12 protein-coding genes and 1 tRNA gene are annotated in these 12,690 nt (G+C 39.9%); all 13 read right to left on the reverse strand.

All coding sequences use genetic code 11. The features are described from left to right. Nucleotides 1-14: 14 nt before the first annotated feature. The 13 genes from V7077_RS16935 to V7077_RS16995 all read right to left on the reverse strand — a co-directional run bounded on the left by V7077_RS16935 (nucleotide 15) and on the right by V7077_RS16995 (nucleotide 12,503). Nucleotides 15-90: transfer RNA gene (locus V7077_RS16935), tRNA-Lys, on the reverse strand. Between the two features lie 137 nt (nucleotides 91-227). Next, nucleotides 228-1,520 (reverse strand): adenylosuccinate synthase, encoded by a 1,293-nt coding sequence (locus V7077_RS16940; RefSeq protein ID WP_335504034.1) that lies wholly within the window; start codon nucleotides 1,518-1,520, stop codon nucleotides 228-230. A 198-nt stretch (nucleotides 1,521-1,718) separates the two neighbouring features. After that, nucleotides 1,719-3,071: a replicative DNA helicase gene (gene dnaB, locus V7077_RS16945; RefSeq protein ID WP_335504036.1), complete on the reverse strand. Its 1,353-nt coding sequence runs from the start codon at nucleotides 3,069-3,071 to the stop codon at nucleotides 1,719-1,721. A gap of 159 nt (nucleotides 3,072-3,230) precedes the next feature. Next, nucleotides 3,231-3,680 carry a 50S ribosomal protein L9 gene (gene rplI, locus V7077_RS16950; protein ID WP_335504038.1) on the reverse strand — a complete coding sequence of 150 codons (450 nt, stop codon included), beginning with the start codon at nucleotides 3,678-3,680 and terminating at the stop codon, nucleotides 3,231-3,233. After that, the gene (locus tag V7077_RS16955) at nucleotides 3,677-5,650 is read right to left on the reverse strand and encodes a DHH family phosphoesterase (protein ID WP_335504040.1); all 1,974 of its coding nucleotides are present in this window, start codon (nucleotides 5,648-5,650) and stop codon (nucleotides 3,677-3,679) included. The genes rplI and V7077_RS16955 overlap by 4 nt, the downstream gene beginning before the upstream one ends. Before the next feature lie 22 nt (nucleotides 5,651-5,672). Beyond that, a complete protein-coding gene (locus V7077_RS16960; RefSeq protein WP_335504042.1) occupies nucleotides 5,673-6,617 on the reverse strand; it encodes a YybS family protein in 945 nt (314 codons plus the stop codon). A 122-nt stretch (nucleotides 6,618-6,739) separates the two neighbouring features. After that, nucleotides 6,740-6,979, reverse strand: coding sequence for a 30S ribosomal protein S18 (gene rpsR, locus V7077_RS16965; RefSeq protein ID WP_007088219.1), 240 nt, complete (start codon nucleotides 6,977-6,979; stop codon nucleotides 6,740-6,742). Between the two features lie 48 nt (nucleotides 6,980-7,027). After that, complete coding sequence (gene ssb / locus V7077_RS16970) at nucleotides 7,028-7,552, reverse strand: single-stranded DNA-binding protein (RefSeq protein WP_335504044.1); 525 nt, start codon at nucleotides 7,550-7,552, stop codon at nucleotides 7,028-7,030. A 70-nt stretch (nucleotides 7,553-7,622) separates the two neighbouring features. Next, the gene (rpsF, locus tag V7077_RS16975) at nucleotides 7,623-7,910 is read right to left on the reverse strand and encodes a 30S ribosomal protein S6 (RefSeq protein WP_098530221.1); all 288 of its coding nucleotides are present in this window, start codon (nucleotides 7,908-7,910) and stop codon (nucleotides 7,623-7,625) included. A 189-nt stretch (nucleotides 7,911-8,099) separates the two neighbouring features. Beyond that, nucleotides 8,100-9,200: a redox-regulated ATPase YchF gene (ychF, locus tag V7077_RS16980; RefSeq protein ID WP_335504046.1), complete on the reverse strand. Its 1,101-nt coding sequence runs from the start codon at nucleotides 9,198-9,200 to the stop codon at nucleotides 8,100-8,102. Between the two features lie 118 nt (nucleotides 9,201-9,318). Beyond that, nucleotides 9,319-11,331 carry a molybdopterin-dependent oxidoreductase gene (locus V7077_RS16985; protein ID WP_335504078.1) on the reverse strand — a complete coding sequence of 671 codons (2,013 nt, stop codon included), beginning with the start codon at nucleotides 11,329-11,331 and terminating at the stop codon, nucleotides 9,319-9,321. Nucleotides 11,332-11,407: 76 nt separating this feature from the next. Then, a complete protein-coding gene (locus V7077_RS16990) occupies nucleotides 11,408-11,605 on the reverse strand; it encodes a DUF951 domain-containing protein (RefSeq protein ID WP_098530218.1) in 198 nt (65 codons plus the stop codon). Between the two features lie 13 nt (nucleotides 11,606-11,618). Next, nucleotides 11,619-12,503: a mechanosensitive ion channel family protein gene (locus V7077_RS16995; RefSeq protein ID WP_335504048.1), complete on the reverse strand. Its 885-nt coding sequence runs from the start codon at nucleotides 12,501-12,503 to the stop codon at nucleotides 11,619-11,621. Nucleotides 12,504-12,690: the final 187 nt, after the last annotated feature.

Consider the following 12,690-nt stretch of genomic DNA (forward strand, 5'->3'; position numbering starts at 1 on the left):
TATTTAGATTTGAATGGTGAGCCATGAAGGACTCGAACCTTCGACCCTCTGATTAAAAGTCAGATGCTCTACCAACTGAGCTAATGGCTCGTACTAACTTCTTAACTTTTTTGTCGTATCGTGACGACGCTTATTAATATATCATGGATGTAATAGTTATAGCAATACTTTTTTAAAAGTTTTTAAAAAAAGTTTGAAGCCCTCATAAAGAGGGCTTCATTGTTAAATTAAATTTGTCTCCACGGGCTGCGAACCACGTTTGTTTGCATACGATCAGGACCGACAGAGAAGGTGGTTAATGGAACTCCAGTAAGCTGTGTAACCCGCTCAACATAATGACGGGCATTAACAGGAAGTTCATCCAAAGATTTCACTCCTGTGATATCCTCAGTCCAACCAGGAAGTTCCTCATAGATTGGCTCACATTGAGATAGAATTCTTAAATTTGCAGGATATTCAGTAATAACTTCATCCTTATAGCGGTAAGCTGTACAAATTTTCAACGTTTCAATCCCTGTTAACACATCAATGGAGTTTAGGGATAAATCCGTTAAACCACTAACACGGCGAGCATGGCGCACGACGACGCTGTCAAACCAGCCAACACGACGAGGACGGCCTGTGGTTGTACCATATTCACGCCCTACTTCACGGATGGTATTTCCAATTTCATTATCTAATTCCGTTGGGAATGGACCATCACCTACACGGGAGGTATAGGCTTTACAAACACCAACTACATGTGTAATTTTAGAAGGACCAACACCTGATCCAATTGTTACTCCACCGGCTACAGGATTTGAAGAGGTAACGAATGGGTAGGTACCTTGGTCAATATCAAGCATAACCCCTTGGGCACCTTCAAATAATACACGCTTCCCATCATCGAGAGCATCATTTAATACAACAGAAGTATCACAAACATATTTCTGAATCTGTTGTCCATATTCATAATATTCGTCTAAGATATCTTCCTTCTTAAAGCCCTCGGTCTCATAAATCCGTTCAAATAAACGGTTTTTCTCTTCAAGATTTTGTTGTAACTTTTCTTCAAAAATTTCGCGATCCAGCAAATCAGCTATCCGAATACCAACACGGGCAGCTTTATCCATATAGGCTGGGCCAATTCCCTTTTTAGTTGTACCGATTTTATTTGCACCCTTACGCAATTCTTCCACTTCATCTAATTTTAAATGATAAGGGAGGATGACATGGGCACGATTACTAATCCGTAGATTATCCGTAGTCACACCCTTTTCATGTAAATAAGCAAGCTCTGCTACAAGTGCTTTCGGGTCAACAACCATTCCATTACCAATCACACTAATTTTTTCTTTATTAAATATCCCAGACGGTATTAAATGTAACTTGTAAGTTTCTCCGTTAAATTTGATCGTATGGCCAGCATTGTTGCCGCCTTGATAACGTGCGATTACTTCTGCATTTTCAGAAAGGAAATCGGTTATTTTCCCTTTTCCCTCGTCTCCCCATTGCGTTCCAACAACTACTACTGATGACATGTAAGGCACCTCCAAATTAAATGGGCTTTCCTATTTTCCATACACAAGTTTATCAATTTTTAGGGCTAAAAGCAAACAAAACACGAACATTTAAATAAAATTATAATATTATGTTCGTAAAATATTAGTATAGTAATCTAGTAATCTTTCCAAAAAAAAACCGACTAAAAAGGCTAGCCAAAATGGCTAGCCTTTAACCTACGCACCTGGAGGCTCATAACGTGTCTCAAGGTTTACGAACTTATTATATTCCTTTACAAAGGCTAACGCTACCGTTCCAGTCGGGCCGTTACGCTGTTTAGCAATAATGATCTCAATAATATTTTTATTCTCTGATTCCTTATCATAGTAGTCATCACGATAAAGAAAAGCAACAATATCAGCGTCCTGCTCAATACTACCGGATTCACGGATATCCGACATCATCGGACGCTTATCCTGACGTTGCTCAACGCCACGGGAAAGCTGGGAAAGAGCAATAACAGGGACTTTAAGTTCACGGGCTAATTGCTTAAGTGAGCGGGAAATCTCGGAAACTTCCTGCTGGCGGTTTTCACCCGATCTGCCGCTTCCTAAAATTAGCTGCAAGTAATCAATTAAAATCATGCCGAGTCCATGCTCTTGCTGGAGACGGCGGCACTTTGAACGAATATCACTAATTCTAACCCCTGGAGTATCATCGATAAATATCCCAGAGTTTGAAAGGCTGCCCATAGCCATTGTTAACTTGCCCCAGTCATCGTCTGTAAGCGAACCTGTCCGAAGTCGCTGCGCATCGATATTGCCTTCTGAACAAAGCATACGCATAACGAGCTGTTCAGCTCCCATCTCAAGACTGAAGATGGCTACATTTTCACCTGTCTTTGTTGCCACATTTGCAGCAATATTCAAGGCAAAGGCTGTTTTACCTACAGAAGGACGGGCACCTACAATGATTAAATCATTGCGCTGGAATCCTGCTGTCATTCGATCAAGTTCAGCAAATCCGGTTGAAATTCCAGTAATCTCGCCAACCCGGTTATGCATTTCTTCAATATTGTCATACGTACGAACAAGAACATCTTTGATATTATGGAAAGCTCCGGCATTCTTTCGCTGTGCCACTTCCATAATACTTTTTTCTGCTTCACTTAAAAGAGCTTCAACTTCGTCTTCACGAGAATATCCATCAGAAGCAATATTGGTTGCTGTCCGGATTAATCTCCTTAAAAGAGACTTCTCTTCTACAATTCTAGCATAATACTCTATGTTTGCTGCCGTCGGAACAGACCCGGACAATTCACTTAAGTAACTAACACCGCCAATATCTTCAATCAATTTTGCAGCAGCTAATTCCTCCGTTACGGTCACAAGGTCAACGGCTTTACCTTGATCATTTAAATCCAGCATAACATTAAAAATCTTTTGGTGAGAGGCACGATAAAAGTCCTCAGGGATTAATATTTCTGATGCAACAGTAAGTGCAGAAGGCTCTAAGAAGATAGCCCCTAAAACGGCCTGCTCCGCCTCAATATTTTGCGGCGGCATACGATCTGCTAATACATCATTCATCTATCAAAACCTCCTAGTCTAGAAGGATAATTTAAACCTATAGTAAAAATATCATATCTCGAAAAGAAAAAAGTGACCAGTTATAACCGATCACAAGAAGATTTGCTACATATTATTCTATCATGTTTATCGTTACTTTCGTACTGGCAATTTTTCACCTTATTTTACTTCTGTTACTGAAACCGTTAACGTTGCTGTTACTTCATGATGGAGCTTTACTGGTACCTTTGTATGCCCTAAGGTCCGAATCGCATCATCTAATTCCATTTTGCGTTTATCAATTTTAATGCCATGTTTCTTTTGTAATTCTTCAGCAACTTGCTTTGTCGTAATAGAACCAAAGAGTCTGCCGCCTTCACCGGCCTTGGCTTTTAGTTCAACTGTAATCTTATCTAAAACTTCCTTCAGCTTTTTAGCCTCCGCAAGCTCCTGGGCCGCAGCCTTTTCTTCTTTTTTCTTTTGAGCATCAAGCGAACTGATATTGGCATTGTTAGCCTCAATTGCTAAACCTTGCTTGATTAAAAAGTTATGGGCATAACCATCTGCCACGTTTTTAACTTCTCCCTTTTTTCCTTTTCCTTTAACATCCTTTAAAAAGATAACCTTCATTCTTTTTTCACTCCTTCAAAATATTCATCAATGGCCAGTTTTAAACGGACCTCTGTTTCATCAATCGTCAGTCCGGTCAGCTGGGTAGCTGCATTTGTTAAATGGCCGCCGCCCTTCAGGCTTTCCATAATCACCTGAACATTGATATTTCCAAGCGATCTCGCACTGATGGCGATCACGCCCTCATCCCGTTTCGCAATCACAAAGGACCCGCTTACCCCATCCATAGCTAATAAGGTGTCTGCTGCCTGGGCAATGATTACTTGGTCATACTGGTCTTGTTCTGAGCCTTTAGCAATCGCAATCCCATCATGATAGAAAGAAACTGATTCAATTAACTTAGATCTTTTTACATAGGTATCAATATCCTCTTTCAAAAACTTTTGAACTAGAATCGTATCGGCCCCATGCGCTCGAAGATAGGATGCTGCATCAAATGTCCGTGAACCGGTTCTTAATGTAAAACTTTTTGTATCGACAATGATTCCGGCTAAAAGTGCGGTTGCCTCAATCATTTCAATTTTACTCCGTTTTGGCTGATATTCCAAAAATTCTGTCACAAGTTCTGCAGTTGAAGAGGCATATGGCTCCATATAGACAAGCAAAGGATTTGCAATAAAATCTTCACCACGGCGATGATGGTCAATTACCACTACATGATCAATTTTATTTAATAACCGTTCCTCAATCACCATGGAAGGCTTATGGGTATCAACAATAACAAGCAATGTCTTTTCTGTGGCAATTTCTAATGCGAGTTCAGGTTCAATGAAATAAGAATATAATTCTTCTTGATGGCGTATCTCTTCCATTAACCGTTTTACTCCGCTGTCCATTTCCTGCTTATTAACTACAATATAGGCTTCCTTCTGATTCATCTGGGCCACCTTGTAAATCCCAATGCCCGAACCAATCGAATCCATATCCGGATTCTTATGACCCATAATAATGACTTTATCACTTGCGATAATCAAATCTCTGATGGCATGAGAGATAACTCGTGCTCGTACTCTTGTCCGTTTCTCAACAGGGTTCGTTTTGCCGCCATAAAACTTCACTTTGCCGCTTGGCAGTTTAATTGCCACCTGATCTCCGCCTCTTCCTAAAGCTAGGTCAAGACTTGATTGGGCCATAGCACCCAATTCCGGAAGGGAGGATACGCCTGTTCCCACACCGATACTTAAGGTAAAGCTGACATTTTGTTTAGAGGTCATTTCTCTCACTTCATCGAGAATCGTGAATTTACCTTTTTCAAGAATACGTAGTATTCTTTCGCTAAATACGGCAATAAAACGCTCAGATGAAACTCTTTTTAAATAAATACCATTATCCTGGGCCCACTTATTTAAAATCGAAGTAACTAAATTATTAATGCTGCCGCGCATTTGATCATCCATACCTTGGGTAAGATCATCATAATTATCAAGAAAAATGGTTGCAATAGCCGTTCGATCATCTTGATATTTTTTCTCAATTTCAGTTTGCTCGGTGACATCAAAGAAATATAACAGCCGTTCTTCACGTTTATGGACAACGCGGAATTTTCGTTCATGGAGGGTAATAACTTCTGTTTCCACCTCTTGTTTAATCAAAGGAATCAACGCATCCGCCACATCATAAAGGGATCTGCCTACCAATGTAGCTTCATCAAAACAGGAGGAAAGATATGGATTCGTCCACTCAATATAATACTCCTCGTTGATCAGCATAATCCCGATTGGCATTTCCATCAAAGCTTCTTCGCCAACCTTCTTCACTCGGTAGGAAAGGGTGGAAATGTATTCTTCCATCTCTTTTCGCTCTCTGCGGTCAATGATTAACATATAGTAGAGGGGAACTAACATTAATAAGAACCCAGCTGTGCTTAAAATCCAATTATATAACCACAGGATGATAAGCAGGATCACCGTAACGCCAATTAGCCCATAAAAAGGGTAACGAATTGACCGCTTTTCAAAAAATGCAGGCAAAGTCTTCAGCTCCTTGACGTTTTTACTCTTTTTTTACGAATCGATTTCTAAAATCAAAACCTAAATCGGTAATGCCTAATATCATTATTATATAATGAACAATCGGCAGGATGAAAGATAGAATTACAATGAACACTGCAAGTCCTTTGCCAATGGAACGCTGATGGAAAATATAAAATAAACATGCTAACCCTTGTACTAGTAAAAATAGTTCCAAAACAAATCTTGCGTTTATTAATGCTAAGTATAAATAGGTACCTTCTTGGGGGTGAAACAACAAATATCCGCCTAATGCCGCTAAATAATACCATAAAAGGCTTTTCGGCAGTCTAAGATTTCTAAATTTCCCCCAAGAAGGTACCGTAATTCCAAACCTTTTGGCAATCGGAAAACAAATCCATTGGGTAATAAAAGCATAGACGATGGATACAGTTATTAAGTAACCTGGTGCTAATTGTTGAATGTTTTTAATTAAGTTGGCATTTTGCGCCTTCATCAGCTTTATTTGCTCTTCATTCCCCAATGCTTTTAACATTGCCTCTGATTGTTTCATTGATTGGTTTAACATTGTATTCATTTCTTGGATAAAATTGATGTTCATAAAAGTAACGAGTATTACATAAAAAATGATTAAACCTACAATAAAGGTAAGTGTACTCCCAATTAAAATTGCGGAACGGCTTTTTGTTTTTTGAGTCATATAGCCCATGACCACACCAGCTGTCCCAAAAAGCGCCATCAAGCCCAGCCCTTGTAATGAACTTGAAATAAACGAAATAAGAAAAGCAGCGATAAAGAAAACAGCGATATATTTCAGATTATTTTTGGCCGAAAACATGATAAAAGGCAGCGGCAGAATAAAGACACTAATGATGCTTAATGGCGGGATATAAATGGTTATTAATAAAAAGACAGTTAAGGCAGCCAAAAGAATAGCGCCTTCCGTTAAGTTACGGACATTTTTCACTTCAACACCTCTTACAATTAAATCTATCTCTTTATTTTAGCCACTTACTTGTTTTGATACAACTATTGAGAAAAGAAAAAGACAGTAAGGGTAATCCCTACTGTCTTTTTAGACACAATTTATTATTCTCCAGCCACGAATGGTAGTAATGCCATTTGACGTGCACGTTTGATTGCAACTGTTAGTTTACGTTGATATTTAGCGCTAGTACCAGTTACACGACGTGGTAAAATTTTTCCACGCTCAGAGATGAATTTTTTTAGTAAATCTACATCTTTATAATCGATGCGAGTGATACCATTTGCTGTGAAATAGCAAACTTTACGACGCTTTGCGCGACCGCCTTTACGTCCTCCTGCCATGAAAATTCCCTCCTTTAATTTTTAATGGTAACGTTCATAAGGGTTGATTTAGAATGGCAGATCATCATCAGAGATGTCAATCTGTCCAGTTCCGGCAAATGGATCTTCATCCATACGAGTGAACCCTTTGTTTTGGTTTTGATTTGGACGTTGATTCTGATTGCCGCTGCCATATGAATTCCCTTGCGGTTCCATTGGAGGAGCACCATAATAATCGTTATTGTTGTTGCTTCTTCCGCCACCACCAGAAGAGGACTTTGGTTCTAGAAATTGAACACTTTCCGCTTGAACCTCTGTAACGTAAACACGTTTACCATCTTGTCCCTCATAGTTGCGCGTTTGAATACGGCCATCAACACCTGCAAGGCTGCCTTTTTTCAAGAAGTTCGCCACATTTTCAGCCGGTTTACGCCAAACAACACAATTAATAAAGTCTGCTTCCCGCTCACCTGATTGACTAGAAAATGGACGGTTAACTGCTAAAGTAAAAGTAGCAACAGGAACCCCATTTGGTGTATAACGCAAATCTGGATCTTTTGTTAAACGGCCTACAAGCACGACACGATTCATCATCAGAATCAACTCCTTTTCTTTTGGAAATATGTTCCACGTGGAACAACTAACCAAGAAATCTATATAATTCTTAAGCTTCTTCTTTAATTACGATATGGCGAATGATATCTTCGCTGATCTTTGCAAGACGAGAAAATTCTTGTACTGCAGCAGCAGAAGATGTAGTTTTAGCGATTTCGTAGTATCCGTCACGGAAATCGTTGATTTCGTATGCTAGACGGCGCTTACCCCAATCTTTTGTTTCAGCAGTTTCCGCACCGTTTTCAAGAAGAATTGTGTTAAAACGCTCAACAAGAGCCTTCTTTGCTTCATCTTCAATATTTGGGCGGATGATGTACATGATTTCGTACTTATTCATCACAGTCACCTCCTTTTGGTCTAAACGGCCCAGTTATGGGCAAGGAGCAATTAATTAATTACTCACAAGTTGAAATTATAGCACATTAAAAATGAAAATGCAATGACGTTCATGTTTCTGCCATTTTATTCACCGTTAGCCTTTTAAAATAATGAAAAGCTCTGTCACAAAAGACAGAGCAAGAAATAATTATACGTTAAAGCGGAAATGGATAACATCTCCGTCTTTCACTTCATAGTCCTTACCTTCTAAGCGGACCTTACCCGCTTCCTTTGCTGCATTATGGCTGCCAGCAGCTAACAGGTCATCAAAAGAAACAGTTTCCGCACGAATAAATCCACGTTCAAAATCAGAGTGAATTACGCCGGCACATTGTGGAGCTTTCATTCCTTTACGGAAAGTCCAGGCACGTACTTCCTGTACACCTGCCGTGAAGTAAGTAGCTAAACCCAGCAGGCTGTATGCAGCACGAATTAATTGATCTAAACCGGATTCTTCAATACCTAACTCGGAAAGGAACATCGCTTTCTCTTCACCTTCAAGTTCAGCGATTTCTTCTTCAATTTTGGCACAAATGACAATAACTTCCGCATTATCTTTTGCAGCAAATTCACGTACCTTTTGTACGTATTCATTATCCGTTGGGTCAGCAATGTCATCTTCGCTCACATTGGCAACATATAAAACTGGCTTAATCGTTAACAAGTGAAGACCTTTAACTAGTTTTAATTGTTCATCGGTAAAGTCAATTGTACGTGCAGGCTTCTCAGCTTCAAAGGCGTCGCGCAGCATCGCAAGGACTTCAAATTCAGCTGCAGCTTCCTTATCTTTTTGCTTAGCCAACTTTTCCACACGGCTTATTCTTTTTTCTACTGATTCCATATCGGCAAGAATTAACTCAAGGTTAATCGTTTCAATATCATCAATTGGATCTACCTTACCAGATACGTGGGTGATGTTTTCATCTGCAAAGCAGCGGACTACCTGACAAATTGCATCTACTTGGCGAATATGTGAAAGGAACTTATTTCCGAGTCCTTCACCTTTACTAGCACCTTTAACAATCCCGGCAATATCGGTAAATTCAAATGCCGTTGGAACCGTCTTTTTTGGCTGCACAAGTTCCGTTAGTTTTTGCAGACGATGGTCAGGAACTTCAACAATTCCTACGTTCGGGTCAATCGTACAGAAAGGATAATTCGCTGATTCCGCTCCTGCTTGTGTTATTGCATTAAATAATGTCGACTTACCAACGTTCGGCAAACCGACAATACCAGCTGTTAAAGCCATTCACGTTCACTCCTAATAATAAGTATCTATATAAAAATAAGTTCTATATATTAAAAAGCCTCTCACAATTATAAGGCAATAAACATAAAAAATACAACTGCCGCTTTTTTCACAGCCGTTAGTTGAATTCCCACTTTTCGAGATTTACTAGACAATCGTAAAGGGTACTGCCCATACCATTATCTGATTCCCGGCTTGAGGTCAGTTGGTTAACAGAACCGCCAAACCTCTTCCAGATGCCTTCATCAATATTAATCGTGTTAGGATGTGCCCTCACTAATACTGATATATACCCCTTCACTTCGCCGCGGTCATTCCACACTCTTACAAAATCACCATTTACTAATCCTTTGTCTTCGGCAATATTAACGGCAATCTCTACTTTAAGTTTAAGGTTGTCACCTAAAAGGTGATAATTTTGGGAATGGTTTGAACGCATGGGATGGATGGTCAGCAGCTGATAGGGAAAGTCTTTGGCACGCAAAGGATTGTTCCATTTGGACTCATCCGGGACGGCTAACGTTAACAATCCATCATTACCTTTTTGTTGACCTTTTCGAGAAGTAAATTCAAATTTCCCAGAGGGGGTCTGAAATTTACGTTTATGCCATGGCACCTTTTCAACTGGAAGTTCCATTGTGTGCTGCTCTTTTAATTTTTCAAGAGTAATACCCGAATCCTCCAGCGGCTTTAAGGTCATCCTTAACCATTCATCTCGCGTAAAGGCAAAATCCTCACCGAAGCCAAGTCTTGCTGCCAGCTGTGTCCAAATCCATAAATCGGCTTTTGCCTCACCAGGGGCCGAAACAAGTTTTGGGCCGTAATTTACATAATGATGATACATAGAAGAATAATAAAAATCTTTTTCTTCAAAAGCAGTTGTCGTTGGCAAAATATAATCCGCTACTAATGCGGTATCCGTCATAAATTGCTCCAGCACCACAACGGTTGGTACAGAAGAGAAGGCCTGTTCAACTATTCTACTATCCGGAACCTGTGTAAGTGGGTTACCGCATGTCACCACAATCATTTCTATTGCTGGATCGGCAGCTTTTAAAATCTCCTCCGCCTGTTTCATTATTGAAAATTGGCGACTCTCTTGTTTACGATAAGGAAGGGTTAGTTCATCAAAAGCAAAACTTTGACCGACCTGGAGATTAGCATAGTTGGCCCCTCCTCCAGGTATGCCAATATTTCCACTGATGGCTGCAAGCGCATCAATCAAACGAATGGTATTTCCACCGTTCTCATACCGCTGCATTCCTAACCCCATAAAAGTGGCAGTTGGTCTGTCACTATATACATGAGCTAATTGCGTGATAACCTCCGTTGCCACTTCCGTCATTTCACTGATCTTTTCTAGAGTAATACTACCGAGAAGCACTAGTAAATCTTCGAACCCGTGTGTGGCCTGATCAATAAAATCCCGATCCTCTAGTCCCAGCCGGAGTATTTCTTTCATAATACCGGCAGCCAATATTCCGTCCATTCCCGGTTTTACCGTAATAAATTCATCTGCTTGTTTGGCCGTCGCATTAAAAAGCGGATCAATCACATATAACTTAGCACCTTGCTTTTTTGCTTCTAGCAATCTTTCATATAAATGCATATTGGTTCTGGCAATATTTCGGCCCCAAATAATAATGTTTTTGCTGTTTACAATATCATCGGGTCCATGGCTGTAGGCATTGCCGAAATCCCACTTTTGGGCCTCAATCCCTGCTCCCCAGCAGAGAGAGCCATAAACTTGCGTTACCCCGCCATAACAATTAAAAAAGCGCTGGTCTAAGTTTTTTAAAATCCCATTATTGGCATAGTCATGGCTGTGCAGTACAGCAGTGGTCCCAACTGTTTGTTTTATTTCTAGAAACTTCGCTGCAATTTCATCAAGGGCCTGCTCCCATGAAATTTCTACAAATTCGCCATTTATCTTTTTTAATGGGGATAGCAACCGCTGTGAATCGTTAGTCCTTTTCTCCAGCATCCGCCCGCGCCCGCATATTTTCCCTCTAGTGATAGGATGTGCCGGGTCACCCTCCACTTTGACAACCTTGCCATCGTCAATCGTTACCTGAAAACCACAGCTATCCCAGCAGTTTAACGGACATGCCGCCTTTCGTATTTCCACCATCATCGCCACCCCCGTCATACTGTTTCTATTTATTCATCAGCATAATAGAGCTGAATAAAAAAAGAAGCATGAAAAATTATCCTTCATGCTTTACTAAAATTTTTTTCATTTTCCTGGAAAACTCTCTTCTTGGGATCAAAACACTATGACCGCAGCCTTCACATTTTATCCGGACATCCATTCCCATCCGAATAATTTTCCAGCGGTTGGTGCCACATGGATGTTGTTTCTTCATCTCTACAACGTCATTTAGGGCAAATTCTTTTTCTTCCATCTGTTTGTCCCCCTTAAACACTTGGTTCTTTCATATTACCATTATCTTTCGCATACATGACCATCCGTGGATACGGAATTTCAATTCCATGCTCATCTAAAGAAAGTTTAATATCTTTGCGAATTTTTCTTGAGACTGCGGCATGCTGCATTGGCAGTGTTTCAGCGACAATTCTTAATGTCACCTCTGATGGCCCAAAATTTTGAATTCCAAGATAATCAGGTTCTTTAACCAGTTCTTCATATCTTTCCGGCAGCTTATCAAGTAATTCCCTAATAACCCTTTCAGCTTTATCAAGGTCTTCTTCATACGCGATGCCAACATCAATGATCGCTAAGCTGTTATTAAGTGAAAAGTTTGTTACCTCTGCAATACCTCCATTAGGGAGAATATGAACTTCTCCAGTCCAGCTCTTTAATTTGGTCGTTCTTAATCCAATTGCCTGAACGTTTCCTTCAAATTGTCCAATCCGGACATGGTCACCCACAGAAAACTGATCCTCAAAAATAATAAAGAATCCAGAAATAACATCCTTCACCAAGCTCTGAGCGCCAAAACCGACTGCTAAACCAACGACTCCAGCTCCTGCAATCAGTGCTTTCACATCAATTCCCAGTACGGATAGGACCATCATAAAGGCAATAAAGTAAACGACGTAGGTAAGCATATTGTCAAGCAGCTTAGAAAGTGTAGCTTCCCTTCGTTCAGATGTGTTCAATGGAGAAAGGTTTCTAATTTTAAAAATGTTATGAATGGCCAATTTGCCGAGTCGAATTAAAATATTGGCAATAACCATGATGACAATTATTTTAAGCAAGCCTTCTCCGATATTCAACCAGGTGTCTTCATTTTGATATTTATCGATAAGCTTTTGTATTCCTCTTTGTGTAATACTCATATAACACCTTCCTCTAACCCTCTGTACCCATTCTATTTTAACAAGTTTTCTTTTTAGATAATAGCATTATGAATTTGCATTTTTTCCCTTTCCAATGTATAGATTTTCAAAATTTTCCGTATACTGATTAAAAACACGGATAACAGCCCCATAACGAGCTGACTTTTTCAATGAATGATTATGTGTT

The organism is Neobacillus vireti (assembly GCF_036962465.1).
GTDB lineage: Bacteria > Bacillota > Bacilli > Bacillales > Cytobacillaceae > Neobacillus > Neobacillus vireti_B.